Genomic DNA, 25,205 nt, shown 5'->3' on the forward strand with positions numbered 1-25,205 from the left:
CGAGCCTTCCTCGGCACCGGTAGGTTCGGAACGTGGCCACACAGATCTCCCCCGCTTCCGTCCGCAGTTCCGCTGAGATCCCGGTCCGGCCGGTGAAGGCGACCAGGAAGGATGCCGGCATCCGCAACGGCCGCATCCCGATCGCCTCCCATCGTCCCAGCGTCCCGGGCGGCCGGTTCGCGCCGACCGCGTTCGTCGGCGAGGCGGTACCGTTCACGGTCGCCGCCTTCCGCGAGGGACACGACCGCATCGGTGTGCACCTGCGGCTGACGGCGCCCTCGGGAGCGGTCACGCTCCACCGGCTCCGGCCCCTCGACGACGGCTTCGACAACTGGCGCGTCGTCGTGGCACCGCTCGAGCAGGGGACGTGGAAGTTCCGTTTCGAGACGTTCGCCGACGACTACGCGACCTGGCGTCATGCAGCCGAGCTGAAGATCGCCGCGGGTGTCGACCCGATCCTCATGCGGGAGATGGGCGCGCGGCTGTTCGAGCGCGCCGCCGCGGAGAAGACCCGTCCCGTCGAGGAGCGCACCGCCCTCACCTCCGCGGCGCAGGCCCTCCGCGATGACGCCGTGGACGACGAGGCGGCCCTCATCGTGGTACGCGACCCGGGGCTCGCCCGGGCGTTCGCCGACCGCCCCGCCCTCTCGCTCCACACCCTCCACGAGGAGAACACGCTCCTCGTCGAGCGCGAGCGAGCCGGCGTGGGCGCCTGGTACGAGTTCTTCCCGCGCTCCGAGGGGGCGGTCCGCTTGCCGGACGGCACCGTCCGCAGCGGCACCTTCCGGACGGCGGCCGAACGCCTCCCCGCCGTCGCCGCAATGGGCTTCGACGTGGTCTACCTCCCGCCCATCCACCCGATCGGCGAGGTGAACCGCAAAGGCCCCAACAACACCCTGAACGCCGGTCCCGGGGACCCGGGATCGCCGTGGGCCATCGGCTCGGCGGACGGCGGACACGATGCGGTCCACCCCGACCTCGGGACGCTCGAGGACTTCCGCGCGTTCGTGGACACCGCGAACGCCCACGGCCTGGAGATCGCCCTCGACCTCGCCCTCCAGGCCGCTCCCGACCACCCTTGGGTGACCGAGCACCCAGAGTGGTTCACGACCCTGCCGGACGGTTCGATCGCCTTCGCCGAGAACCCGCCGAAGAAGTACCAGGACATCTACCCGGTCAACTTCGACAACGATCCGGTCGGCATCCGCGCCGAGGTGCTGCGCATCGTCCAGCACTGGATCCGACAGGGGGTGAAGATCTTCCGCGTCGACAACCCCCACACCAAGCCGCTGCAGTTCTGGGAGTGGCTGATCCGCACCGTCAACGCCGAGCACCCCGACGTCGTCTTCCTGGCCGAGGCGTTCACCCGTCCCACGCCGATGCGGGCGCTCGCACAGAGCGGTTTCCAGCAGAGCTACTCGTACTTCACGTGGCGCAACACCAAGACCGAGCTCGAGGAGTTCTTCTCCTCGATCTCGGACGAGACGGCCGACTTCATGCGCCCGAACCTCTTCGTCAACACCCCCGACATCCTCACCGAGTACCTGCAGTTCGGCGGTCGCCCCGCCTACCGGATCCGCGCCGCTCTCGCGGCCACCGCGGGGGCCAGCTACGGCGTCTACGCGGGATACGAGCTCTACGAGAACGTCGCCCGCCCGGGGTCCGAGGAGAACATCGACAACGAGAAGTACGAGTACAAGTTCCGCGACTGGGCGGGCGCCGAGGCCGCGGGCGACTCCCTCGCCCCGTACCTGCGGCGGCTGAACGAGATCCGCCGGGCGCATCCCGCGCTTCGGCAGCTGCGCGGTCTGCACCTGCAGGGGACGGACGACGACGCGATCCTCGCCTACGTGAAGCACCTGCCCGCGGCGGTGGCCGAGCGCGGCGAATCCGACACGATCATCGTCGTCGTGAACGTCGACCCGCACTCGGCGCGCGAGACGACGGTGCACGTCGATTCGCAGATCTGGGGACTCCCCCGCGGCCACGACTACGAGGTCGAGGACCTCCTCACCGGCGCGCGCTGGACGTGGAACGAGCACAACTACGTCCGACTCGACGCTTTCGCCGAACCCGTCCACATCCTCCACGTGAAGGCACACTCATGACCCGTCCCGATGATTCGATCCTGGATGCCGTCGGTGCCGGCGCCTACCACGCCCCCCACGACGTGCTGGGCCCGCACCCCGAGGGCGACGAATGGGTGATCCGGGCGCGGCGCCCCTTCGCGCAGACCGTGACCGCCGTGCTGGCCGACGGCTCCCGCGTCGAACTCGAGCACATCCGTCAAGGGGTCTGGGAGGGCGTCGCGGAGACGCAGCCGACCGCCTACGATCTCGTCGCGACGTACGAGGGCGCGCCCGACTACCGCGTGGACGACCCGTACCGGCATCTGCCGTCGCTCGGCGAGATGGACCTGCACCTCATCCGCGAGGGGCGCCACGAGCAGCTGTGGACCGTCCTCGGGGCCCACGTCCGCCACTACGGCCCCGTCAGCGGCGTCTCCTTCGCGGTGTGGGCGCCCAACGCCCGGGCCGTCCGCGTCGTCGGCGATCTGAACGGGTGGGACGGCACCCAGCACGCCATGCGCTCGCTCGGATCGAGTGGCGTCTGGGAACTGTTCGTCCCGGGTATCGGCGCGGGCTCGGCCTACAAGTTCGAGATCCTCACCGCGGCGGGCCACTGGGTGATGAAGGCCGACCCGATGGCCCGGGCCGCCGAGGTCCCGCCCGCGACGGCATCCGTCGTCACGGAGAGCGAGTACACCTGGTCGGACGACGAGTGGATCGCCGCACGGTCGTCCGGCTCCGTGCACGACAAGCCGATGTCCACCTACGAACTCCATCTCGGCTCGTGGCGGCCCGGTCTCAGCTACCGCGACGCCGCCGACGAGCTCGTGGACTATGTGGGGGCGCAGGGCTTCACCCACGTCGAGTTCCTCCCACTCGCCGAGCACCCCTTCGGGGGCTCCTGGGGCTATCAGGTGACGGGCTACTACGCCCCGACGAGCCGCTTCGGCAGCCCCGACGACCTCCGCTATCTCATCGACCGGCTGCACCAGGCGGGCATCGGCGTCATCATGGACTGGGTGCCCGGGCACTTCCCGAAGGACGAGTTCGCGCTCGCGCGCTTCGACGGAGCCCCGCTCTACGAGCACCCGGATCCCCGGCGCGGCGAGCACCGCGACTGGGGCACGTACATCTTCGACTACGGGCGCAACGAGGTGCGCAACTTCCTCGTCGCGAACGCGCTCTACTGGCTCGAGGAGTTCCACGTCGACGGCCTGCGTGTCGACGCCGTCGCCTCGATGCTCTACCTGGACTACTCCCGCGAGGAAGGACAGTGGGAGCCGAACATCCACGGCGGCCGCGAGAACCTCGAGGCGATCCGCTTCCTGCAGGAGGTCAACGCCACGGCCTACAAGCGCCACCCGGGGATCGCCATGATCGCCGAGGAGTCGACGAGCTTCCCCGGCGTCACGGCTCCGACCAGCCAGGGCGGTCTCGGGTTCGGCTTCAAGTGGAACATGGGCTGGATGAACGACTCGCTCGTCTACATCGGCCGCGATCCGCTCTACCGCTCGCACCACGAGGGCGAACTCTCGTTCTCGTTCGTCTACGCGTTCAGCGAGAACTTCGTCCTCCCCATCAGCCACGACGAGGTCGTCCACGGCAAGGGGTCGCTGTTCACTCGGATGCCGGGCGACCACTGGCAGCAGCTCGCCAACATGCGAGCCTTCCTGGCGTACATGTGGGGGCACCCGGGCAAGCAGCTCCTGTTCATGGGGCAGGAGTTCGGGCAGATGTCCGAATGGTCCGAGGGGCGCGGCCTGGACTGGTGGATGCTGGATCAGCCGGCGCACCAGCAGTTGCAGCGCTTCGTCGGCGCCCTCAACCGCACCTACCGGGACGAAGCGCCGCTGTGGTCGCGCGACACCGACGGGTCCGCTTTCTCCCGCGTCTGGCCGCACACCCCTGACGGCAACATCCTCGGGTTCGCCCGCCGCGACCACGACGGCGGCACGGTGGTCGTGCTGTGCAATTTCGCCGGCTCCCCCCGCCACGACGTGCGGATCACCCTGCCCGAGGCCGGGGCGTGGGCCGAGATCCTCAACAGCGACGCGCAGGAGTTCGGCGGGTCCGGGGTCGGCAACTTCGGCGGCGTGACGACGGATGCCGACGGCACCGCGACCGTCGTCCTGCCACCGCTCGGCGTTCTCTGGCTCCGTCACCAGGCGTGAGAGAAAGGGGGTCCGGGCTGATGCCCGGACCCCCTTTCCTCTGTCAGAAGAGCAGACTCGCGAGTCGTCCCCGCGCTCGGATGACCCGAGGGTCTGCGTCGCCCACGACGCCGAAGAGTTCGAGCAGACGTGCCCGCACGGGCGCGCGCTCGTCCGTCGGCAGAGCGGCGAACAGATCCAGCAGTCGCGCGAACGCGTCGTCGACGTGCCCGCCGGCGAGATCGAGATCGGCGACGGCGAACTGCGCCTCGACGTCGTGCGGAGCGGCAGCGGCCGCGGCGCGCGCGGCGGCGAGGTCCAGGTTCTGCACACGGCCGAGCAGATGCACCTGCGCGAGGCCGGCTTTCGCGTCCTCGTCGCGGGGGTTCTCGGCGAGAGCCTGCTCGTACGCTGCCGCGGCGGCCTGGTAGTCACCGGACTCGATGGCGTCGAACGCCTCCTGATGGAGCGGCGGCAAGGCGGCCGGGCGGTCCTCGGCATCCGTCTCAGCGCCTTCGACGGGCACCGTCCCGGTCACCCCGTGCTGCGCGGCGAGCTGCAGCAGTTGCGTGAAGACCTCGCGCACCTGCGCCTCGGGCACGGCCCCCGTGAAGAGCTGGACGGGCTGACCGGCGACGAGGGCGACCACGAGCGGGATCGACTGCGCACGGAAGCTCTGCGCGAGCTGCGGGTTCGCGTCGACGTCCACCTTCGCGAGCACGAGCCTGCCGCCGAGCTCGGTCACGAGCTTCTCGAGCACGGGGCTCAGCTGCTTGCAGGGGCCGCACCAGTCGGCCCAGAGGTCGACGACGACGGGGACGGTCCGCGACAGCTCGAGGACCTGACCGAAGTCGGCATCCGTCACGTCGAAGATGAGGCGGGATGCCGGGGCTCCGCCGCCGGCGGGCGCGGCGGCCTCGGGCTGTCCCGCGGGCCGGTTGCGAAGGGACGAGAGATCGACGGCGCCGCGGAGGACGGCGCCGGGTGCGGGGGTGCTCACTCTTTTTCAACCACCTTGGCGTCGAGGACGTTGGAACGGGAGGCCAGCAGCTGGATCTTGTCGTTCGAACCCTGCGCGGGCACGAAGAAGTACAGCTGATCGGTGTAACGGGTCTGGAAGCCGGTGCTCGACTGTGAGACGCCCGAAAGCGCCTTCACCACGACGTTCTCGCCGAGTTTGATGACGGCGTCGTCATCGGTCGGGACGGCGGTCTCGTTCTCCGTGACGGTGACGGCCACGATCGCACCGCTGTCGAGTGTGACGAGGGAGAGCGGCTCGGAATCGCCGGGCTCGGCCAGGAACGAGACCCGGCCGGTCTCCTCACCGGTCTCGTTGAACTTCTTGAGGACGGCAGCGCGGTTCTCGGCGACGAGGGAGCGGAACGTGTCGGTCTTCTCGTCGAACAGGGCGGCGAACTCGCTCTTGTCGCCCTTGTCGAGGACGTCCGCGTACGCGGCGGCCAGGTTCTCGGGCGGCATGAGGAGGAACGGTGAGTTGGGCTCGACAGCCACGGCGCCGACGTACTCCGCGGCGAGGTTCATCGTGGCATCGGCGCGGAGACTCGAGATGTAGGCGACCTTGTAGTCGGCCCACGGGTCGCTCTGCGTCGCCGTCATGACGGTGGCGACGCCGTCCGCGTCCTCGACCACCGCCATGAACATCCGCGGCCAGTCGTTCTTCGCCTGCGGCAGCAGGGCGGTCATCGTGCCGGCCGGGATGGCGGGCAGCGGGTCGGCATCGGGGAGCTCGGTGCGGAGTCGGTAGTTCGTCTCACGCTCGGTGAGGGCGGGCCCCGTGAGCCGCAGTGCCGCGGCTTTCGGGTCCTTCGCCTCGTCGGCGGCGGTGACCTGCTCGGAGATCCGGCCGAGGATGCGCTCGGCCTGCGTCTTCGTCACGGCGGGCGCTCCCTGACCCTCGGGCACGATGACGGATGCCGAGGGCGATGGCGTCGTCTCGGGCTGCAGGTCGGGCCAGGCGTCGGGCGAGCAGCCGGTGAGCGCGATCCCGCCGACGAGGAGGGCGGAGAGCGCGCCGAACGGGCGCCGTCCGCGGCCGAGTCGCTTCCGCGCGGGAGCCGCCGTGATGACGCCCTTCTCCGCCTGCTCCACCGAGAGGTCGATGGGTTGCGTCGCAGTGGTCGGCAGACCTTTGCGACGCGGGCCCCGGGACCGCCGGACGTGACGCAGAGCGAGGATGTACAGGACGAGGCCCACGACGGCCATCAGGATGCCGCCCGCCAGCAGCGGTCCCGCCCACGGCGTGGTCGCGCCGGTCGGCCAGGTGACGCTCAGCTCGGACGGAGCCGCCGCGGTGCCGTCCGAGGCGACCAGGACGCTCATGTCCGCCGGGAGTCGGAGTGTGGTGGCGAGAGACCCGTCCTGCTCGAACTCGTCCAGCCAGAGGTCGGACCCAGCGGGCGCCGCGGTCGGCGCATCGCCCTCGACGGGGGCCGACGCGGCGACGGTCTCGGAGACGGGCAGGTCCTCGGCGCCGAGGGTCACGTGGACATACTCGGTGGGAGCCAGCCACGCCGCGATGTCCTGCGTCCGACCGTAGGCGGCGAAGACCGGGCCGTCGCCGGCGATGCGGAGGGTCTGCGCGCCCGGGTGGCTGGCGAGGACCGCACCGTCGATGAGGACGTAGGGGGCGTCGGCATCCGTCGTGAGGGTCGCCGTCTCGGTCGCCGGTGCCTCGAGGATCGTGCGCTGGGCCACTCCGGCGCCGATCATCAGCGTGGCAAGGACGAAGGCGATGATCGCCCACACGAATCTCACGAACTGCCGCCCTCCTCCAGCCGGCATCCGGGGTGCACGGCCGATCATTCGACATTCCAGCCTAGCGAACGGTGCTGGCAAACGCGTGGGAGGGCGTCGCTCCCGCGTCGGGGCGCATCGGCGAACTAGGGTGAGGGAAGACCTGGGAGAGGGCACCGTGAAGATCCAGCATCCGTTCCGCACCGCGCTGATCGCCACCCTCGGCGTGGGCGTCGGCGTCCTCATCCTCACCGGGGTGCAGACCCTGTCAACCGTCCTGCTCTACATCGGGACGGCCCTCTTCCTCGCCCTGGGACTCGACCCCGTCGTGTCGTTCTTCGAACGCCGCGGACTCCCCCGCTGGGGCGCGCTGCTGGCGACCTTCGCGGGCCTCCTCGCCATCGCGACGGCGCTCGTGCTCATCGTGGTCCCGGTCCTCGTCGACCAGATCGCCAAGCTCGTCCAGCAGATCCAGACACTGGTGGAGAGCGCGGTCGATCAGGAGTGGAACCCGGTCACGGTCGCGCGGGACTGGCTCGCGCACACGTTCCCCCTGCTGCAGGTCGACATGGTGTTGGGCTACGTCAACGATTGGTGGAACGGGCTCGACTTCGCCGACATCGGAGCGGCCCTCGGCACCGGCCTGCTCTCCTTCGGTGCGGGGATCGTCGCGACGACGACGGGGACCATCATCGTCCTCATCCTGACGATCTACTTCACCGCCTCGATGCGCTCCCTCAAGCGCTCCGTCTACCAACTGGCACCGGCGTCGAAGCGCGAGCGCTTCGTCGGCCTCTCCGAGCAGATCACGGCATCCGTCGGCTACTACGTCATGGGGCAGGTCGTCCTCGGCGCGATCAACGGCATCCTGAGCGCCATCTTCCTCACCATCATCAAGGCGCCGTTCCCCGCAGTCCTGGCCGTGATCGCCTTCTTCTTCTCGTTGATCCCGCTGGTGGGGACCCTGACCGGATCCGCCATCATCGTGCTCGCCTGCCTGGGGCTCGCGTCGCCGTTGACCGCGCTGGTCGCCCTCGTCTGGTATCTCGTCTACATGCAGGTCGAGGCGTACTTCCTCTCCCCCAGGATCATGAGTCGGGCCGTCTCGGTACCCGGTGCCGTCGTCGTGATCGCCGCCCTCGCGGGTGGATCGCTCCTCGGCCTGCTGGGTGCGCTCATCGCCATCCCCGTGGCAGCGAGCGTTCTGATCATCTACCGCCAGGTGCTGATCCCCCGCCAGAACGAACTCTGATCAGGCGATCCGCCAGCACGCCGTGTGCCAGTGCCGCCTCGCGGCCAGGTCCGCGGCATCCCCGAGCACACCGTCGGCACGCCAGACGACGACGTGCGCCGTCCCGGCCGCCACGGTCCGTCCGCATCCCGGGCACACGTAGTCCTTCTGCGCCTGGACGGCGGACACCGGCTGCACCGTCCACTCGACACCGCGGCGCTGCTCCGTGCGCTTCCAGCCCGCAAGGAGACGGTCGAACGACGCGTCCGGACCGCTGGGCTTGCGCCGATTCGACCGGGGCACGGCTCAGTACCAGCCCGAGCGCTGCGACTTCCCCCAGGCGCCGCACGGGGTGCCATAGCGACCCTGGATGTATTTCAGGCCCCACGTGATCTGGGTCGCAGGATTCGTCTCCCAATCGGATCCGACCGAGGACATCTTGCGGCCCGGCAGGGCCTGCGGGATGCCGTAGGCACCGCTCGAGGCGTTGTACGCGTTCACCCGCCAACCGGATTCCTTCTTCCAGAGTGCGACGAGGCAGGCGAACTCGGAGTCCCCCCAGCCGCGAGCGGTGACCATGTCGTACGCGATGGCCTGCGCACTGCCGGGATTCGGCGAGACGAACGGCGGCTGCCAGGAGGAGGACGACCGCTTCGACGAGGACGACCCGGCCGGGGGTGGCGGAGGCGGCGTCGGGGTGGGCTTCACGTAAACCGTGTACTCGCTCGCCCGCTCGAGCTCCACGACGGGGGCGTCGCCGGCCTGATACCGCTGCGCATCCTCGACCGCCGACGCGTAGAGCGAGAGCGGGTCGAGTTGCGCCGCTTCGGCCGGATCGGGGAACGAGACCAGCGGGACGAGCGTCGCGGCCACGAATCCGGCGGTCGCGACCACCGAGAAGACAGCCAGCACGCCGCGCCGCCGAGACCAGCGCGACGGCGGAGCCGCGCGCCCGGACCGCCGGACGGTCTGCGTCGCGACGCCGGCGCGCGATGGGAGGATCTCGTTGCCGGAAGTCACAGTCTCCCGATCATATCGGCGACGCACGGCACCCGCCACGCATCAACCGACGGACTGCATGACGTCGACGACGGCGTCGAGGACGGCGTCGACCTGCGCCTCGTCGTAACCGCGGAGCTGCATGCGGAAGGCGACCGAACGGACCTGTTCGATCGTCAGCCCCTCCCCGGATTCGAGGTAGCGCGCGATCCGACCCGCGACGAGATCCACCTCGTCGACCCGGTACCCGAAACGGAGCGGGGAAACCCGACGGAAGCGGTGTCGCGGCTTCCGAGAGAGGCGGTCGAGGATCTCCTGCGCCAGCGCACGGGACGCCCCCACCCAGGCGCGGGCGCCCCGCTGATTCATCGCCATCACTCGCTCCCGCTGCGCGAAGGCATCCTCGATGCGGGCGAGGGCCGCGTCGACCGCGTCGATCGCATACCCCTCGCGCACCAGCGGGAACGCGGCGGCGCGGACGTCGGCGGAGGTGAGGTCGGTGTCGTCGGCCTCGAAAGCGGCGCGCGCGGAGGCGAGGAACTCGTCGACCGCGCGGGGGGCGTAGCCCTTGCGACGCCCCGAGGTCTTCGGGAAGGCGGCGGGAGAGGTGAGCTCGGTCATGACAGTCCGCTCAGGGGGCTCAGGAGGATGTACAGGGCGAGACCCGGGACGAGCGACGGCAGGATCGAGTCGAGGCGATCGAGCACTCCGCCGTGACCGGGCAGGAAGGAGCTCATGTCCTTGATGCCGAGGTCCCGCTTGATGAGCGATTCGCCGAGATCGCCGATCGTCGCCGACACGAGGATCGCGACCCCGAGGACCGCACCCGCCCACAGCGGCAGCTGCAGCATCAGCACGGCGAGCAGTCCGCCGGCGACCAGACTCGCGACGACGGCACCCGCGAAGCCCTCCCACGTCTTGTTGGGGCTGATCCGCGGGGCCATGGGATGCCGCCCGAAAGCGACCCCGCTCGCATAGGCCCCCGTGTCGACCGAGACCGCGATGACGAGGACGGCCAGCAACCACAGCTCACCGTGCTCCTGGCGCAGGATCACGAGCGCCAGGCTGCCGTGGAAGACGACGTACAGCTGGACGAGGGCGCCCGCGAGGACGTCGGTGACGACGTCACCGTAGCGACGACCGTCGCCGGCGGCCATCTGCGCGATGAGGCGCCACACGATCACGAGGACGACGGCGGCGAACAGGACGAACCACTGCGTGAGGTAGCCGACGAAGGCGGCCCCCAGCACCAGCGCGCCGGCGGTCAGCTGCGCGGGGACGTCGATCCGCCGGCCCGATGCTTGCAAGGCCCGCGAGAACTCGAACGCCCCGAGGAGGCACAGCGGCACCGCGAACGCGATGAACGCCCACTTCCAGAAGAGGAGCGATCCCAGCACGATCGCGCCGATGCCGAGGCCGATGAGGGTCGCCATGATCAGGTTGCGACCCGATCGCGCGTTGATGCGCTCGTTGGCCTCTTCGAACTCGACCCGGGCGCGCTCGATCTGACTCTCGAACTCGCTGCGCGCCGCGCGGACGTGCGACTGGAACGAGGACGGGTCGCCCGTCGCCCGACCGGCCCGCTTCAGCTCGGATCTGCTCGGCGGCGTCTCCGGTCCGACCGCGCTCCCCGGTGCGTCTTCGGACATGGCGCTCTCAGACCTCGAGGAGTTCTGCCTCTTTGCGCTTCAACGCCTCGTCGATGAGCTCGACGTGCGTCTTGGTCACCGCGTCGAGCTCCTTCTCGGCCCGAGCGAGGTCGTCGTCGCTCACCTCGCCCTTCAGGGCGTCGAGCTCGTCCTTGGACTTGCGGCGGATGCCGCGCACGTGGACCTTCGCGTCCTCCGCCTTGCTCTTGACGAGTTTGACGTACTCCTTGCGGCGGTCCGCGGTGAGCTCGGGCATCGTCACGCGGACGATGTTGCCGTCGTTCGTCGGGTTCGCCCCGAGGTTCGGCATGTCGCGGATCGCCTGCTCGATCGCCTTCAGCGCGGACTTGTCGTACGGCGTGATCACGAGGGTGCGCGCCTCGGGGGCGTTGAGCGACGCGAGCTGCGCGAGCGGCGTCGGCGTGCCGTAGTACTCGACCTGGACCTTCTGGAAGAGCTGGGGGTTCGCCCGTCCGGTGCGGACGGTCGCGAAGTCCTCCTTGGCGGCCTCCACGGCGCGGTCCATGCGGGTCTTCGTGTCGGCCAGGATGTCGGCGATCACGGTCTCTCCATTCGTCGGTACGTCCGGTTAAGTCTAGTCGGCGGCGTCCCCTGCCTCAGACGCTGACGAGGGTGCCGATCGATTCGCCGAGGAGGGCGCGGGTCACGTTGCCGCCGGGCTCCATGCCGAACACGCGCATGTCCATGCCGTTGTCCATGCAAAGGCTGAACGCGGTCGAGTCGACGACCTTCAGCCCGCGCTGCAGTGCGTCACGGTACGTGATCGTGTCGAGCTTCTCGGCCGAGGCATCCGTCCTCGGGTCAGCCGTGTAGACGCCGTCCACGCCGTTCTTCGCCACAAGCACCTCGACGGCACCGATCTCGAGCGCACGCTGCGCCGCGACGGTGTCGGTGGAGAAGTACGGCAGGCCGGCACCGGCGCCGAAGATGACGACGCGCCCCTTCTCGAGGTGACGCTCCGCCCGCCGCGGGATGTAGGGCTCCGCGACCTGGGTCATCGAGATGGCGGACTGGACACGAGTCGCCGCACCCGCCTGTTCGAGGAAGTCCTGAAGGGCGAGCGCGTTCATGACGGTGCCGAGCATGCCCATGTAGTCGGCGCGCCCGCGGTCCATCCCGCGCTGGCTGAGTTCGGCGCCGCGGAAGAAGTTGCCGCCGCCGACGACGACGGCGACCTCGACCCGGTCGACCGCTGCGGCGATCTCCTGTGCGATCTGGCTGACGACATCGGGGTTGACCCCCAGCTGTCCTGCGCCGAACGCTTCGCCGGACAGTTTCAGAAGGACGCGACGGCGTCCGGTGTTCTCGTCGATCACGCGGGGATCCTCTCGTGTATGGGGAGACTATCGAACGGCATGGAAAAGGGGTTCGCATCATCCGATGCGAACCCCTTTCTCATGTGCTTACGCGCCGACCTTGAAGCGGGCGAAGCCGGTGACCGTGATCCCGGCGTCGGCCGCGACCTTCGCGACGGACAGCTTGTTGTCCTTGGCGTAGTCCTGGTCGAGCAGGGCGACCTGCTTGAAGAACGCGTTGACGCGGCCCTCGACGATCTTCGGGAGCGCAGCCTCGGGCTTGCCCTCGTTGCGGGAGATCTCGGTGACGATCTCGCGCTCCTTCTCGACATCCGCCTCGGGCACCTCGTCGCGCGACAGGTACGTCGGGTTCGCGAACGAGATGTGCTGCGCGATCGAGCGAGCGGTCTCGGCGTCGTCACCCGAGTAGGCGACGACGACGCCGACCTGCGGGGGCAGGTCCTTGCTGGTCTTGTGCAGGTACACCTGGAAGGCGTCCCCGGACAGCGTGCGCACCCGACGCAGCTCGACCTTCTCGCCGATGATGGCGGCCTCGTCCGAGATGAGGTCGGCGACGGTCTTGCCGCCGGCGTCGGCCGCGAGGGCCTCCTCGGCGGAGTCGGCACCGGCCGCGGCAGCGGCGTCGAGGACCTTCTCCGACAGCGCGATGAAGCGCTCGTTCTTCGCGACGAAGTCGGTCTCGGTGTTCAGCTCGATGAGCGTGACCTTGCCGTCCTGCTCCTTCGCGGCGACGAGTCCCTCGCTCGTGGAGCGGTCGGCACGCTTCGCGTTGCCCTTCGCGCCCTTGAGACGCAGGATCTCGACAGCCTTCTCGAGGTCGCCGTCGGCCTCCTCGAGCGCCTTCTTCGTGTCGACCATTCCCGTGCCGAGCTGCTCGCGCAGCGCCTTGATGTCGGCGATGGTGAAGTTTGCCATGGGTGGCGGCTCCTCAGTAGTTGGGTGGGTGTTTCCAGGCGCCTGCGCCCCGCGGATGGCGGGGCACAGGCGGAACGATCACTCGGCGGACTTCGCCTCGGCGGTCTCGTCGGCGGCGGGAGCCTCAGCGGCCTCCTCCGCGGCGGGAGCCTCGTCAGCGGGCGCCTCGGCGGCGGGGGCCTCGGTCTGCTCGGCCGGAGCGGACTCGAGCAGCTCGCGCTCCCAGTCGGCCAGCGGCTCGGCCTCGGCCGACTCGTCCGTCGGGTTGTGGCGCTGGATGAGACCCTCGGCAGCGGCGTCGGCGATGATGCGCGTCAGCAGGCTGACCGAGCGGATCGCGTCGTCGTTGCCCGGGATCGGGAACTGGAACTCGTCGGGGTCGGCGTTCGTGTCGAGGATGCCGATCACGGGGATGCCGAGCTTCTTGGCCTCGTCGATGGCGAGGTGCTCGCGCTTGGCGTCGACGACCCAGATCGCCGACGGGGTCTTCTGCAGGTTGCGGATACCACCGAGCGACTTGTGGAGCTTGTCGAGCTCGCGCTTCTTGAGGAGGAGCTCCTTCTTCGTGAAGCCGCTCTCGGCCGGGTTCTCGAAGTCGAGCTCCTCGAGCTCCTTCATGCGCGCCAGGCGCTTGGAGACCGTCGAGAAGTTGGTGAGGAGACCACCGAGCCACCGCTGGTTGACGAAGGGCTGACCGACACGCGTGGCCTGCTCGGCGATGATCTCCTGCGCCTGCTTCTTGGTGCCGACGAAGAGGATCGTGCCGCCGTGGGCGACCGTCTCGCGCACGTACTCGTACGCCTTGTCGATGTACCCGAGCGACTGCTGCAGGTCGATGATGTGGATGCCGCTGCGCTCCGTGAGGATGAAGCGCTTGACCTTCGGGTTCCACCGACGGGTCTGGTGTCCGAAGTGAACGCCGCTGTCGAGCAGCTGGCGGATGGTGACGACGGCCATGGCCGTTCTCCTGTTCGTTGTGGTTGATCGCGCCGGACGATGGTCGCGGCGAGCCTGGTGCCCGGCACGCACCCGCTCCCGGAGGAGACCGTTGGGTGGGATGCCGCGATGTCGATCGACGGTGTCGGATCGAGCCGCTGTGGGCACGCGTAGTCACCCCGACGGACGGGGTGCCCCACCAGCATAGCAAGAACGAGACCTCCTCCCCCGCCGCCGCCCGCCACCATCCATCCCCCGTCGCCGAGCGGGACGCCCGTGCCGGCCACGTCGCGGAGCACCATCGAGCCATGCCCTCGATCCGCCGCGTGACCCTGGCTCTGGTGGCTGCCGCCACCCTCGTCCTGCTGACACCTCTGCGCGTCGACGCGGCCCCCGACGGCGCGCCGGACTGGCGACTGCCGGCGGAGGGTGCCAGCGTGGTCGCTCCGTTCGAAGCCCCCGCCCACGACTACGGCGCGGGCCACCGGGGAATCGACATCGGACCTGTGGCGGGTCCCGTCGTCGCACCGGCGGCGGGGGTGGTCGCCTTCGCGGGAACGGTCGTCGACCGCGGTGTCGTCACGATCGACCACGGCGGCGGATGGGTCACGAGCGTCGAGCCGATCGCGCCCTCCGTCGCCGTGGGCGATGCGGTGGAGGCCGGTGATCCGATCGGCACCGTGTCCACGGGAGGCCACGCGCCCGCAGGGACGCTCCACGTCGGCGTCCGGCTGGACGGGGAGTACGTCAACCCGCTCCTGCTGCTCGGGCGGGTGCCGAGAGCGATCCTGCTGCCGTGCTGCTGACCTGGAGGTCCGGGTGTCTCAGGCCCGGGGGTGGGCCAGTCGATACGCGGCGGTGAGCCGTTCGGTCGAGACGTGCGTGTAGATCTGCGTCGTGCCGAGACTCGCGTGTCCGAGCATCTCCTGGACGGCCCGGAGGTCCGCGCCCCCGTCGAGCAGGTGCGTCGCCGCCGAATGCCGCAGGGCGTGGGGACCGACGGCATCCGCGCCGATCACGGGGCCGAGCGTGCGACGGACGACCTCGTAGGCTGTGCGGACACCGAGACGGCCGCCGCGGGCTCCGAGGAACAAGGCGGTGATCCCGGGGTCGGTCAGAAGAGCGGGTCGCCCGCGGACCAACCACGCATCGACGGCTCGGGCGGCTGGAGCGCCGTAGGGGACCACTCGCTCCTTTCCGCCCTTGCCGAGGACGCGGACAGTCGCCGCTGCGCGGTCGAGCGACCCGAGGTCGAGCCCGCAGGCCTCCGACACGCGGAGGGCTGCGCCGTAGAGGAGCTCCAGCAGTGCCGCATCCCGCAGCGCGACGGGGTCTCCTGTCCCGTCGGCGCCGACGCGCTGCGCTTCCAGCACGGTGTCGAGCTCCGCCGCGGCGGCGACGGTCGGTAGCGTGCGACCGCGCTTGGGCGTCACGAGGCGGAGTGTCGGGTCGTCTTCCCGCATCCGCTCGGCGGACAGCCAGCCGAAGAACCCGCGCAACGAGGCGGTGCGTCGCGCGAGGCTGGCGCGGGAGATGCCGCGCTGCGTGGCGGACCAGAGCCACTCGCGCAGGTCCTCGACGTCGAGGTCGGCGACCGCCGGGTCGTCCGCGAAAGCCGCGAGGTCGGCGAGGTCGGCCCGGTAGGCGCGGACCGTGGCCGGCGACAGCCGCCGCACCCTGGCCAGATGCTCCGTGTAAAGCTCGACCGCCTCCGACATCCGCATCCTCCCAGGATGCCTCGCCCTTCGCCCTTCCGGCGCGAGGCGTGCGGGGAAGCCCCTGCCCGACGGATGGTCACCGCGCCGCCGGGGCGCGGCGCCACCCCTCCGGTCCGCGCTGCGCGCGTCCGTCGAGCTCGAGCAGCGCCAGCAGGCCCCTGGCCTCGCCGGCGGCGAATCCGGCGCGACGGGCGACGTCGTCCGGGGTCCGCGGGCTGCGGGCGCTCAGCGCGTCCAGGATCCTCGTCGCATCATCGACCCGTTCGGAGGACGCGTCGACCCGGGGGCTGTCGAGTCCCAGGAGCTCGCGGGCCTCGTCGGCGGAGGTCACGCACCGCGCGTCGTACTCGCGGAGCAGTCGGTGGCACCCCGCCGATGCGGCGCTCGTCACGGGTCCCGGGACGGCGCCCAGGGGTCTCCCGAGGGCGGCGGCATGCCCCGCGGTGTTGAGCGAGCCGCTGCGCCACCCCGCTTCGATGACGACCGTCGCTCCCGACAGCGCCGCGATCAGCCTGTTCCGCTGGAGGAAGCGCCATTTCGTCGGCGCGGTCCCACAGGGCACCTCGGCGACCACGACACCCGGACCCGCGGCGATCCGCGCGAGGAGGTCCGCATGGCCCGACGGATAGGCGCGGTCGACACCGCCGGCGAGGACGGCCACCGTCACGCCGTCGGCGGCGAGCGAGGCACGGTGGGCCATGCCGTCGATGCCGTAGGCCCCGCCGGAGACGACGCGGACGCCCGCGCGCACCAGATGCGTGGCGAACTCCCCCGTCACGTGCTCCCCGTACCCGGTGGCGGCCCGCGCACCGACGAGGGCCAGAGCCGGACGCGCACCGCGCAGCGCGGTGGTGTCACCGCGTGCCCACAGGGCGCGCGGAGCGTGGACGCCGAGATCGTCGACCTCCCGTGGCCACCCGTCACCGCCGGGGACCAGGAGCTGGGCGCCCACTCGGCGTGCGCGATCGAACGCATCCTCGACGGAGTCGCGCCGCGCATGCCACCGCCGTCTTCCCGCCTCGAGCTCCGCCGAGGTCGGCCCGCCGCTCCCCCACGCGACGTGGAGCGCAGCGACCGCGCCGAGTTCCGCGATGAGGGATCCCGCGACGCCGTCACCGGGTTCCGTCAGGCACGACCAGACGGCGCAGGCGTGATGGTGGGCGACGGCATCCTCGTCCGCGAGGACGCCTTCCGGCACGAGACCGGCCAATCGCTCGCGCTGCCGAGCGAGGCTCACGGTCAGCACGACGACGCCCCGCGCTTCAGGAACAGGGCTCCGCCGATGTCGGCCGCGTCCGGGCACTCCCTGTCGGCGAGGTCCGCCAGGGTCCACGCGACGCGCAGCACGCGGTCGTACCCGCGCAGCGTCAGCGATCCCCGGTGCAGGGCGTCGTCGAGCGGCCTGGTGGACTCGGGCGCGGCGCGCAGAGGTCCCGATCTCAGCCACGTGCCGTCGACCTCGCCGTTGGTCGTCCACGGTGTGCCGGCGAGCCGTCGTCGTGCGCGGTCGCGTGCCGCCCGGACGCGCTCGCGGGCGGCGGCGCTCGTGACACCGGCGCCCACCGTCTGCGTCGCCGACACCCGCTGGAGACCGAGCTCGATGTCGATGCGGTCGATCAACGGACCGGAGAGCCTGCCGAGGTAGCGGCGGATGGCCAGCGACGGGCACGAGCAGACGCCCCCGGGGATCCCGTAGTTGCCGCATGGGCAGGGGTTCGTCGCGACCACCAGCTGAAAGCGGGCCGGGAGCACGGCGCGGAACCCCACCCGGTGTATCTCGATGCGACCGGACTCGAGCGGTTGCCGGAGGGCGTCGAGCGCGTGGCCGCTGAACTCCCCGGCCTCGTCGAGGAAGAGCACGCCGCCGCTCGCCCTCGCGATCGCCCCCGGCTGGAGGATGCGGCTGCCGCCCCCGACGAGCGCGACGGCGGATGCGGTGTGGTGCGGCGCCTCGAAGGGCGGTCGCCGCCGGAGGGTGGTGACGGGCAGACCTGCGAGCGATCGGATCGATGCGACCTGCAACGCCGTCTCGTCATCCAGGTCCGGGAGGAGCCCGGGCAGCCTGCGGGCGAGCATCGTCTTGCCCGCCCCGGGCGGACCGCTCATGAGGACGTGGTGTCCGCCCGCCGCGGCGACGATGAGCGCCTCGACCGCATCGCTCTGCCCGATGACGTCCGCGAGATCGGGGACCGACTCCTCCTCCGCCGGCGCGCTCTCGGGGGCCGGCACGGGTTCGGCGACGACATCGGGGACGTCGAGGCCGTGAGCGCGGGCGACATCACGCAGGCTGACCGCGCCGCGGACCTCGATCCCGTCGACCAACTCCGCCTCAGAGAGGTTCGCGTGCGGCACGATGACGCGACGGAACCCTGCGCGAGCGGCCGCCAGGACCGCGGGCAGCACGCCGGAGACCGGGCGCAGACGACCGTCGAGCCCGAGCTCCCCCAGGTGGACGGTCTCGGCCAGCGACTGCCGGTCGAGAGGCGCCTCCGTCGCCACCGCGGCGATCGCGACGGCGACGTCCAGCGCGGATCCGCGCTTCGGGAGGTTCGCCGGCGACAGATTGACCGTCACGTGTCGCCGCGGCAGCGGAAGGTCGCTGTTCGCGCACGCGTTGTGCACGCGCTGCTGCGCCTCCCCGATCGCCTTGTCTGCCAATCCGATGATGGAGAAGCCCGGCACCTGGTTCGACAGATCGGCCTCCACCTCGACGATGTCGCCGACCAGCCCGGTGAGGACGACCGACCACGTGCGCCCCAGGCTCATCGCAGGTCCTCGAGGTGCTCCACCACGGCCGACTCCGGGTCGGGTCCCGTGATGCCGATGACATCGAGTCGCAGTCGGCGTCCCCGGGCCGCCTCCGGGTGTGCCACGATCCACGCAGCGGCAAGCCGCCACAGGCGATCCCGCTTGCGGGCGTCGACGGCGGCGAACGGATGCCCGAACCACTCCCCCCGGCGGGTCTTCACCTCGACGACCACGAGATCGGCCCCGTGCGCCGCGACGATGTCGATCTCCCCGCCGTGGGTACGCCAGTTCCGGTCGAGGATCAGATACCCGCCGGCACGCAGATGCCGCTCGGCGCGCTCCTCACCGGCCCGTCCGAGGTCGTCTTTCGCTGCCATGCGACCAGCGTGGCCCGCCCGTCCCGGCGAACGGGGTCGTCGACCCGCCCCGGTGGACGAACGCGAAAGGACGACTCCTGGGGAGGAGACTCAGCCGTCGAGCGAGAGCTCCTCCGGCAGCTGGAAGTCGCGCCGCTGGAGTTCCTCGACGTTCACGTCCTTGAAGGTGAGCACCCGCACAGACTTCACGAACCGGTCGGCGCGGTAGATGTCCCACACCCACACGTCGTTCATCGAGATCTCGAAGTAGAAGTCGTGCTCGGTGTCGCGGCGGACGACGTTGACCTCGTTGGCGAGGTAGAACCGGCGCTCGGTCTCGATCACGTACTGGAACTGACCGACGACGTCGCGGTACTCCTTGTACAGGGCCAGCTCGAGTTCGCGGTCGTAGTCCTCGAAGACTTCGTCATCCATGGTGACTCCATCCTAGGCGGGCGGCGAACGGCCCCGGACCTAGAACAGGGTCGGGGCGGCCGCGATCGACCACGACGCACGGTGGTGTCCGGAAAGACCGTGCTCTTCGATGGCCGCGCGGTGTTCCGCGCTCGCGTACCCCTTGTTGCGGACCCATCCGTAGACCGGCGCCTCGGCGGCCAGTTCGCTCATGTGCTCGTCGCGCGCCACCTTCGCGATGACGGATGCCGCCGACGCCGACGCGCAGTCACGGTCGGCCTTGATGATGGGGAGGACGCCGCGACCCACCGGCGCGACCGGGGTGATGTAGTCGTGGTTCCCGTCGAGGACCACCAGGGCATCGCCGATGTCGACGCCCTGCACGCGGAGCTCCTCGATGGCGCGCGCGGCGGCAAGGCCCAGGGCCCGGATGATCCCGACCTCGTCCACTTCCGCCGCCGACGCCCACCCCACCGCGTGGGCGGGCACCCAGGCCCGGACGCGTTCCGCGATCCCCGCTCGACGCGGTTCGACGATGAGCTTCGAGTCCCGCAGTCCCTCCGGCACGCGACGCCGGCTGAACGCGGCATCCGCGGCGACCGCGCCGACCGCGACGGGCCCCGCCAGCGCGCCCCGGCCGACCTCGTCGCACGCGATCACGAGGGGATGCTCCCGGAGCAGTCGACGCTCGAGCGACAGCGTCGGCGCGACCACGGCCATCACGGCGCCGGCACCCCGCGGAACACGTCGTGGTGCGAATCGATGAGACCGAACCGGTCGAACGGCCACGTGATGAGGAACGCCCGCCCGACGATGTTGTCCATCGGAACGAACCCCTGCCCCGGCTGCTCCTGCTGGTACCGCGAGTCCTGCGAGTTGTCGCGGTTGTCGCCGAGCACCCAGATCGACCCCTCCGGCACCGTGACGTCGTAGTCGAACTCGTCGGGTGCCGACTGGGACGGACCGAGGTCCAGGTAGGGCGTCTCGTCGATGGGCACGTCGTTGACGGTGACCTGCCCGAGCGCGTTGCAGCACACCACGTGATCGCCGGGCAGACCGATGATGCGTTTGATGAGGTGGTCGTCGCTGTCGGACGCCGTGAGCCCGACGAGGGAGCCCAGCCAGTCCAGCGCTGCCGTCAACGGAGGCTGCGCCGGCTCGTACGTCGTCGGGAGCCACCCGCCGGGGTCCCGGAAGACGACCACGTCGCCGCGTTCGTACCCGGTGAACCGCGGCGTCAACTCGTCGACGAGGATGCGGTCGCCCTTCAGCAGCGTGCGCTCCATCGAGCCGGACGGAATGTAGAACGACCGCACCAGGAAGGTCTTGACGAGGAAGGACACGAGGACGGCCACCAGGAGGATCACCAGGACGTCCCGGATGAACGGCCACGGTCCGCGTCGGGGACGGGAATCGGAGTCGCTGCCGAGCGTCGGGGACGGGGAATCGGTGGTCATGCTGTCCTTCACCGGTGCCGGGGCTCGGCGACCATCCACCAGCGTCGCACATCATGTGCACGCCGAGCACCAAAACACCCGGGAACGACGGATGCCCCGGGACTCAGTCCCGGGGCATCCAGTGGAGAACGCGATCAGTTGTCGCGCTTCTCCTTGATCTTGGCCTTCTTGCCACGCAGCTCGCGCAGGTAGTAGAGCTTCGCGCGACGCACGTCGCCGCGGGTGACGACCTCGATGTGGTCGATCACCGGGCTGTGCACCGGGAAGGTGCGCTCGACGCCCACCTGGAAGCTGATCTTGCGGACCGTGAAGGTCTCACGGACGCCGTCACCGGAGCGGCCGATGACGACACCCTGGAACACCTGGATGCGCGAACGGTTGCCTTCGGTGATGTTGACGTGCACCTTCACGGTGTCGCCGGCGTTGAAGACGGGGATGTCGGAGCGCAGCGAGGCTGCGTCGACGGAGTCGAGGATCTGCATGATCGTCACTTCCTGCGACCGCCTCAGGTCGACCGCGAGAGTAAGAGGAGAAAAGGATGTGGCGCCCGTCGGAGCCGACTGGGCTCCGAACTCCCCCGAGGCAGAGAACTGTCAGGGCACAAAGGGTCATTCTGCCATGGATGCCGACGGCCGCCAAACCGCGGCGCGCGGCCTCACACGAGCGGGTCGCGCTTCTCCTCGACGACGACCACGCTCTCGGGCGTCCGAGCGGGCGCGGTGTACCTGCGCAGGATGACGGAGGGCCGTGTCTCCTGGAACAGCTGTCGCAGCGACAGCCAGAACACGGCGAGGAAGACGACGGTCGCCGCGATGAGGAGAGGCCAGAACCACGCCTCCGAGAAGAAGCCCACGGCGATGGTCAGGACATGCCAGAGACCGACGCCGCCGACGTCCCACCAGGAGACCGCGCGCGTGTGCCGGACCGTGCCGCGGGAACGAATCAGGAGCGTCAGGACGAGCTGGCCGATGAGGACGGAGGGGATCGCGACGACCAGCACCCAGGCGAGCGCCCAGCCACCGGCATCCGACACGATCCATCCGATGATCAGCCACAGGGGCAGGATGACCGCGCTCGGCAGGAGCCAGAAGAAGAATCCACGACGCAGGGGCATCCTCCGATGCTACGCCGCCGGGCAGCCGCAGCGACCGCCGTCAGCTGATCACTCGCTGAGCAGGTCCGGGCGCCGAAGGCGGGTCCGCTCCACCTGCTGATCGCGCCGCCACTGCGCGACCCGCCCGTGGTGTCCGCTGAGCAACACGTCGGGAACGTCGTAGCCGCGCCACGATGCCGGCTTCGTGTAGGAGGGGTACTCGAGGAGGCCGTCCTCGTGCGACTCCTCGACGAGGCTCTCCGGGTTGCCGACGACGCCCGGAACGAGGCGTCCGACGGCCTCGATCATGGCCATCGCCGCGACCTCCCCGCCGTTCAGGACGTAGTCCCCCAGGCTCACGAGCCGCACGCGGCCGATGGTCGTGGCGTAGGCGAAGACGCGCTCGTCGATGCCTTCGTACCGCCCGCACCCGAAGACGATGTGCGATTCGGTGCTCCACTCGCGCGCCAGGGACTGGGTGAAGCGCTCCCCCGCCGGCGACGGGAAGACGAAGAGCGGTCCGGATGCGGCATCCGTCACCGTCTCGTGGGAGCCGGCGACGATCGCGTCGAGGGCCTGCGCCCACGGCTCGGGCTTCATGACCATCCCGGCGCCGCCGCCGTAGGGCGTGTCGTCGACGGTGCGGTGCCGGTCGGTCGTGTGGTCGCGGAGGTCGTGGACACGGATGTCGAGCAGTCCCGCGCCCCGAGCGCGCCCCAGCAGCGACACTTCGAGGACGTCGAAGAAGGCGGGGAAGATCGTGACGACGTCGATGCGCACGTCAGGACCCGGCGTCGGCCTCGTCGCCGGCCTCCGGACGAGGCTCGTCGTCACCGGGGAGGTCTTCGAACAACCCGGCGGGCGGAGTGACGACGAGACGACCGGCGCTCATGTCCACTTCGGGCACGATGGCCTTGACGAAGGGGACGAGCACCTCGCGTTCGTCCGCGGCAAGCTGGACACCCAGCAGATCCTGCGCCGGGAAGTGGTCGACCCGCGTCACGCGTCCGACGACCTCACCGTCGCGCACGACGTCGAGCCCCACCAGCTGGTGGTCGTACCAGGCGTCGTCCTCGACGACCGGCGCAGCGGCATCCTGGTCGATCCACAGGATGGCGCGGACGATGGATTCCGCGGCGGTGCGGTCGTCGATCCCGTCCAGGAAGACGACCGGGTGCGAGTTCATCCACTTGAACTCGCGGACCGTCACCGTCTTTCCGTGCCAGGGCGAGGACTCCGGCACTTGCAGGGTGAACTCCGCACCCGGGACGAACCGGCCGTCGGGGTCGTCGGTGTAGAGCTCGAGTTTGAGGGCGCCCTTCAGACCGTGCGCCTTGACGAGGCGCCCAACACGGAGCTGCGTGCGAGCCGACTTCGCCGACACGTCAGTCGTCCGCGACGTCGACGCGGACGCGCGTACCGTCGGCCAGAGCGGAGATGAGGGTACGCAGGGCTTTCGCCGTGCGTCCGCCGCGCCCGATCACACGACCCCGGTCGTCGGGGTGCACACGCACCTCCAGCACCTCGCCGCGGGGCGACGAGCTGGAGGCGATGGTGACGTCGTCCGGGTGATCGACGATCCCCTTGACGATGTGTTCGAGCGCGGCGGCCAGCAAGGTCTTACTCGGACTCGGTCGCGTCGTCGGCGGCCTCGGCGTCGGCGGCGGGCGCCTCGGCCTTCTTCTCCGCCTTCGGCTTGATGACCGACTTCTTGGACGAGTCGAGCTCGAACGGCGCCTTGGGCTCCGCCGTCTTCACGGTGGAGACGGCGTCCTTGTCGCCCTTGAACTTGCCCCAGTCGCCCGTGAGCTTGAGGATGGCGGCGACCTGCTCGGTCGGCTGCGCACCGACGGAGAGCCAGTACTGCGCGCGCTCCGAGTCGACCTCGATGAACGAGGGCTGCTCGGTCGGGTGGTACTTGCCGATCTCCTCGATCACGCGGCCGTCGCGCTTGGTGCGCGAGTCGGCGACGACGATGCGGTAGTACGGCGCACGGATCTTGCCCATGCGCTTCAGACGGATCTTGACAGCCACAATTCTCCTGAATGGTGTTGCGAGTGATGATGAACGTCGCCTGGAGCGTGGGGTGCACACCCGGCGGGAGCTCTGCGGTGGACCTCCGAGCCGGATAGAGGGTCGGGCAAGGCGGTCCAACCGTCCATTCTGCCAGATGCGGAGGGATGCCGCGAACCGCCGGACGCGCGTGACACACTGGCCCCATGACGGTGACCTTCGCCACATCCGCTCGTTCGACCGTCGGGATCGAGTGGGAGATCATGCTGGCCGACCGGACCACCGGCGATCTGGTCCCGGAGGCGCCCGCGATCCTCGACCAGATCGAGGAGCAGACCCGTCACGAGCGTCACACCGTCACCGGTGAACTGCTCACCAACACGATCGAGGTCACCAGCGGCGTAGGCGACACGGTGGCCGCAGCCGTGGACGACATCGCCGATGCGATCGCCCTGGTCCGCACCGTCACCGATCCCCGCGACATCGAGCTCCTGTGCGCGGGCAGCCACCCCTTCGCCCGGTGGTACGACCAGCAGGTGACCGATAAGACCCGGTACCACAAGCTCATCGAGCGTACCCAGTGGTGGGGGCGCAACATGATGATCTGGGGCATCCACGTGCACGTCGGGGTCGAAGACGTCGCGAAGGTCTTCCCCATGATCAACGCCCTCTCCGCCTACCTCCCCCACCTGCAGGCCCTGTCCGCTTCCAGCCCGTTCTGGGCAGGCGACCGCACGGGCTACGCATCCAACCGCGCCCTCGTCTTCCAGCAGCTCCCGACCGCGGGGCTGCCCTGGCCTCTCGAGTCCTGGGCGGAGTACGAGGCCTACCTCGCGGACATGGAGCGGACCGGCGTCATGGCGGACTCCACCGAGGTCCGCTGGGACATCCGACCGGCGCCGCGATGGGGCACGATCGAGATCCGCGCCTGCGACGGGATGTCGACGCTGCCCGAGCTCGCCGCCGTCGCCGCCCTGGTCCAGGTGCTGGCCGAGCATTTCTCGCGCATGATCGACGAGGGTCGCCCGCTCCCCACCATCCAGCCGTGGTTCGTCCGCGAGAACAAGTGGCGGGCAGCACGCTACGGACTGGATGCCGACGTCATCGTCGACCGCGCGGGCCGGCAGCGTCCCGTCGCCGACCATCTGCGCGAGGTGACCGAGGCCCTCGCACCGCTCGCCGCGGAGCTCCACTGCGCGAAGGAGTTCGCGGGGGTCACGCAGATCCTCGACCAGGGCGCCAGCTACGCTCGTCAGACCCGCGTGGCCGATGCCGCCGACGGAGACCTGCGCGAGGTGGTCCACCATCTCATCCGCGAGTTCCGGGGCGGCCCCACGCTGCGCGAGGTCGTCTCGGTCGGCTGAGC

28 protein-coding genes are annotated in these 25,205 nt (G+C 70.2%); 5 read left to right on the forward strand and 23 right to left on the reverse strand.

The features are described from left to right. Positions 1-32 precede the first annotated feature (32 nt). Both Q9S36_RS02440 and glgB read left to right on the forward strand, forming a co-directional pair. Positions 33-2,108: an alpha-1,4-glucan--maltose-1-phosphate maltosyltransferase gene (locus tag Q9S36_RS02440; RefSeq protein WP_311283797.1), complete on the forward strand. Its 2,076-nt coding sequence runs from the start codon at positions 33-35 to the stop codon at positions 2,106-2,108. Further along, positions 2,105-4,240, forward strand: a complete 2,136-nt coding sequence (gene glgB / locus Q9S36_RS02445; RefSeq protein WP_311283798.1) for a 1,4-alpha-glucan branching protein GlgB — start codon at positions 2,105-2,107, stop codon at positions 4,238-4,240. The genes Q9S36_RS02440 and glgB overlap by 4 nt, the downstream gene beginning before the upstream one ends. Positions 4,241-4,283: 43 nt before the next feature. Here glgB and Q9S36_RS02450 read toward each other — a convergent pair whose 3' ends face one another. Further along, positions 4,284-5,219 carry a tetratricopeptide repeat protein gene (locus Q9S36_RS02450; RefSeq protein ID WP_311283799.1) on the reverse strand — a complete coding sequence of 312 codons (936 nt, stop codon included), beginning with the start codon at positions 5,217-5,219 and terminating at the stop codon, positions 4,284-4,286. After that, the gene (locus Q9S36_RS02455; RefSeq protein WP_311283800.1) at positions 5,216-6,994 is read right to left on the reverse strand and encodes a glycosyl transferase; all 1,779 of its coding nucleotides are present in this window, start codon (positions 6,992-6,994) and stop codon (positions 5,216-5,218) included. The genes Q9S36_RS02450 and Q9S36_RS02455 overlap by 4 nt, the downstream gene beginning before the upstream one ends. A gap of 157 nt (positions 6,995-7,151) precedes the next feature. Here Q9S36_RS02455 and Q9S36_RS02460 point away from each other — a divergent pair, with 157 nt between their 5' ends. Continuing rightward, on the forward strand, positions 7,152-8,225 hold the full coding sequence (locus Q9S36_RS02460; protein ID WP_217532096.1) for an AI-2E family transporter: 1,074 nt from the start codon (positions 7,152-7,154) through the stop codon (positions 8,223-8,225). On the opposite strand, the gene Q9S36_RS02465 is transcribed toward Q9S36_RS02460, so the two are convergent. The 8 genes from Q9S36_RS02465 to rpsB form a co-directional block, all read right to left on the reverse strand. Next, complete coding sequence (locus tag Q9S36_RS02465; protein ID WP_217532004.1) at positions 8,226-8,507, reverse strand: hypothetical protein; 282 nt, start codon at positions 8,505-8,507, stop codon at positions 8,226-8,228. Between the two features lie 3 nt (positions 8,508-8,510). After that, on the reverse strand, positions 8,511-9,224 hold the full coding sequence (locus tag Q9S36_RS02470; RefSeq protein ID WP_311283802.1) for a lytic transglycosylase domain-containing protein: 714 nt from the start codon (positions 9,222-9,224) through the stop codon (positions 8,511-8,513). Positions 9,225-9,266: 42 nt separating this feature from the next. Beyond that, on the reverse strand, positions 9,267-9,824 hold the full coding sequence (locus tag Q9S36_RS02475; protein ID WP_311283803.1) for a DivIVA domain-containing protein: 558 nt from the start codon (positions 9,822-9,824) through the stop codon (positions 9,267-9,269). Next, complete coding sequence (locus Q9S36_RS02480) at positions 9,821-10,852, reverse strand: phosphatidate cytidylyltransferase (protein WP_253034404.1); 1,032 nt, start codon at positions 10,850-10,852, stop codon at positions 9,821-9,823. The genes Q9S36_RS02475 and Q9S36_RS02480 overlap by 4 nt, the downstream gene beginning before the upstream one ends. 7 nt (positions 10,853-10,859) lie before the next feature. Then, entirely contained in the window at positions 10,860-11,414 is a 555-nt protein-coding gene (gene frr, locus Q9S36_RS02485) for a ribosome recycling factor (RefSeq protein ID WP_217532011.1), read from the reverse strand. Between the two features lie 55 nt (positions 11,415-11,469). After that, the gene (gene pyrH / locus Q9S36_RS02490; RefSeq protein WP_064001971.1) at positions 11,470-12,189 is read right to left on the reverse strand and encodes a UMP kinase; all 720 of its coding nucleotides are present in this window, start codon (positions 12,187-12,189) and stop codon (positions 11,470-11,472) included. 87 nt (positions 12,190-12,276) lie between these two features. After that, positions 12,277-13,104, reverse strand: a complete 828-nt coding sequence (tsf, locus tag Q9S36_RS02495; protein ID WP_064001970.1) for a translation elongation factor Ts — start codon at positions 13,102-13,104, stop codon at positions 12,277-12,279. Between the two features lie 78 nt (positions 13,105-13,182). Beyond that, positions 13,183-14,061: a 30S ribosomal protein S2 gene (rpsB, locus tag Q9S36_RS02500; protein ID WP_253034403.1), complete on the reverse strand. Its 879-nt coding sequence runs from the start codon at positions 14,059-14,061 to the stop codon at positions 13,183-13,185. Positions 14,062-14,348: 287 nt separating this feature from the next. On the opposite strand from rpsB, the gene Q9S36_RS02505 reads away from it, so the two are divergent. Continuing rightward, on the forward strand, positions 14,349-14,846 hold the full coding sequence (locus Q9S36_RS02505) for a M23 family metallopeptidase (protein WP_311283804.1): 498 nt from the start codon (positions 14,349-14,351) through the stop codon (positions 14,844-14,846). Between the two features lie 18 nt (positions 14,847-14,864). Here the strand turns inward: Q9S36_RS02505 and Q9S36_RS02510 are convergent, their stop codons facing one another. The 13 genes from Q9S36_RS02510 to rpsP form a co-directional block, all read right to left on the reverse strand. After that, positions 14,865-15,764 (reverse strand): tyrosine recombinase XerC, encoded by a 900-nt coding sequence (locus Q9S36_RS02510; RefSeq protein WP_311283806.1) that lies wholly within the window; start codon positions 15,762-15,764, stop codon positions 14,865-14,867. Between the two features lie 70 nt (positions 15,765-15,834). Next, the gene (gene dprA, locus Q9S36_RS02515; protein ID WP_396653720.1) at positions 15,835-17,001 is read right to left on the reverse strand and encodes a DNA-processing protein DprA; all 1,167 of its coding nucleotides are present in this window, start codon (positions 16,999-17,001) and stop codon (positions 15,835-15,837) included. Then, positions 16,998-18,524, reverse strand: coding sequence for a YifB family Mg chelatase-like AAA ATPase (locus Q9S36_RS02520; RefSeq protein ID WP_311283808.1), 1,527 nt, complete (start codon positions 18,522-18,524; stop codon positions 16,998-17,000). The genes dprA and Q9S36_RS02520 overlap by 4 nt, the downstream gene beginning before the upstream one ends. Further along, positions 18,521-18,883 carry a YraN family protein gene (locus tag Q9S36_RS02525; protein WP_311283809.1) on the reverse strand — a complete coding sequence of 121 codons (363 nt, stop codon included), beginning with the start codon at positions 18,881-18,883 and terminating at the stop codon, positions 18,521-18,523. The genes Q9S36_RS02520 and Q9S36_RS02525 overlap by 4 nt, the downstream gene beginning before the upstream one ends. Positions 18,884-18,973: 90 nt before the next feature. Further along, positions 18,974-19,297: a DUF2469 family protein gene (locus Q9S36_RS02530; RefSeq protein WP_036309185.1), complete on the reverse strand. Its 324-nt coding sequence runs from the start codon at positions 19,295-19,297 to the stop codon at positions 18,974-18,976. 39 nt (positions 19,298-19,336) lie between these two features. After that, a complete protein-coding gene (locus tag Q9S36_RS02535; RefSeq protein WP_311284441.1) occupies positions 19,337-19,996 on the reverse strand; it encodes a ribonuclease HII in 660 nt (219 codons plus the stop codon). Further along, complete coding sequence (gene lepB / locus Q9S36_RS02540; protein ID WP_311283810.1) at positions 19,996-20,733, reverse strand: signal peptidase I; 738 nt, start codon at positions 20,731-20,733, stop codon at positions 19,996-19,998. Before lepB ends, Q9S36_RS02535 begins: the two co-directional genes overlap by 1 nt. Before the next feature lie 134 nt (positions 20,734-20,867). Continuing rightward, positions 20,868-21,215 carry a 50S ribosomal protein L19 gene (gene rplS, locus Q9S36_RS02545; protein ID WP_064002469.1) on the reverse strand — a complete coding sequence of 116 codons (348 nt, stop codon included), beginning with the start codon at positions 21,213-21,215 and terminating at the stop codon, positions 20,868-20,870. A 173-nt stretch (positions 21,216-21,388) separates the two neighbouring features. Further along, the gene (locus Q9S36_RS02550) at positions 21,389-21,847 is read right to left on the reverse strand and encodes a hypothetical protein (RefSeq protein ID WP_064001963.1); all 459 of its coding nucleotides are present in this window, start codon (positions 21,845-21,847) and stop codon (positions 21,389-21,391) included. Between the two features lie 48 nt (positions 21,848-21,895). Beyond that, positions 21,896-22,606 (reverse strand): tRNA (guanosine(37)-N1)-methyltransferase TrmD, encoded by a 711-nt coding sequence (gene trmD / locus Q9S36_RS02555; protein WP_311283811.1) that lies wholly within the window; start codon positions 22,604-22,606, stop codon positions 21,896-21,898. A gap of 1 nt (position 22,607) precedes the next feature. After that, positions 22,608-23,210, reverse strand: a complete 603-nt coding sequence (gene rimM, locus Q9S36_RS02560; protein ID WP_311283812.1) for a ribosome maturation factor RimM — start codon at positions 23,208-23,210, stop codon at positions 22,608-22,610. 1 nt (position 23,211) lies between these two features. Continuing rightward, positions 23,212-23,442, reverse strand: coding sequence for an RNA-binding protein (locus Q9S36_RS02565; protein WP_253035186.1), 231 nt, complete (start codon positions 23,440-23,442; stop codon positions 23,212-23,214). 4 nt (positions 23,443-23,446) lie between these two features. Beyond that, positions 23,447-23,860, reverse strand: a complete 414-nt coding sequence (rpsP, locus tag Q9S36_RS02570; protein WP_064001959.1) for a 30S ribosomal protein S16 — start codon at positions 23,858-23,860, stop codon at positions 23,447-23,449. A 185-nt stretch (positions 23,861-24,045) separates the two neighbouring features. On the opposite strand from rpsP, the gene Q9S36_RS02575 reads away from it, so the two are divergent. After that, on the forward strand, positions 24,046-25,203 hold the full coding sequence (locus Q9S36_RS02575) for a glutamate--cysteine ligase (protein ID WP_311283813.1): 1,158 nt from the start codon (positions 24,046-24,048) through the stop codon (positions 25,201-25,203). Positions 25,204-25,205 lie beyond the last annotated feature (2 nt).

This window comes from Microbacterium sp. ARD31, from assembly GCF_031844425.1.

Coding starts and splice junctions, on each gene's coding strand:
- lepB (WP_311283810.1), bottom strand. CDS start 20,733: ATGACCACCGATTCCCCGTCCCCGACGCTCGGCAGCGACTCCGATTCC.
- Q9S36_RS02550 (WP_064001963.1), bottom strand. CDS start 21,847: ATGCCCCTGCGTCGTGGATTCTTCTTCTGGCTCCTGCCGAGCGCGGTC.
- Q9S36_RS02530 (WP_036309185.1), bottom strand. CDS start 19,297: ATGGATGACGAAGTCTTCGAGGACTACGACCGCGAACTCGAGCTGGCC.
- Q9S36_RS02525 (WP_311283809.1), bottom strand. CDS start 18,883: ATGGCAGCGAAAGACGACCTCGGACGGGCCGGTGAGGAGCGCGCCGAG.
- rplS (WP_064002469.1), bottom strand. CDS start 21,215: ATGCAGATCCTCGACTCCGTCGACGCAGCCTCGCTGCGCTCCGACATC.
- Q9S36_RS02475 (WP_311283803.1), bottom strand. CDS start 9,824: ATGACCGAGCTCACCTCTCCCGCCGCCTTCCCGAAGACCTCGGGGCGT.
- tsf (WP_064001970.1), bottom strand. CDS start 13,104: ATGGCAAACTTCACCATCGCCGACATCAAGGCGCTGCGCGAGCAGCTC.
- Q9S36_RS02480 (WP_253034404.1), bottom strand. CDS start 10,852: ATGTCCGAAGACGCACCGGGGAGCGCGGTCGGACCGGAGACGCCGCCG.
- glgB (WP_311283798.1), top strand. CDS start 2,105: ATGACCCGTCCCGATGATTCGATCCTGGATGCCGTCGGTGCCGGCGCC.
- Q9S36_RS02505 (WP_311283804.1), top strand. CDS start 14,349: ATGCCCTCGATCCGCCGCGTGACCCTGGCTCTGGTGGCTGCCGCCACC.
- Q9S36_RS02520 (WP_311283808.1), bottom strand. CDS start 18,524: ATGAGCCTGGGGCGCACGTGGTCGGTCGTCCTCACCGGGCTGGTCGGC.
- Q9S36_RS02575 (WP_311283813.1), top strand. CDS start 24,046: ATGACGGTGACCTTCGCCACATCCGCTCGTTCGACCGTCGGGATCGAG.
- Q9S36_RS02510 (WP_311283806.1), bottom strand. CDS start 15,764: ATGCGGATGTCGGAGGCGGTCGAGCTTTACACGGAGCATCTGGCCAGG.
- Q9S36_RS02535 (WP_311284441.1), bottom strand. CDS start 19,996: ATGGCCGTGGTCGCGCCGACGCTGTCGCTCGAGCGTCGACTGCTCCGG.
- rpsB (WP_253034403.1), bottom strand. CDS start 14,061: ATGGCCGTCGTCACCATCCGCCAGCTGCTCGACAGCGGCGTTCACTTC.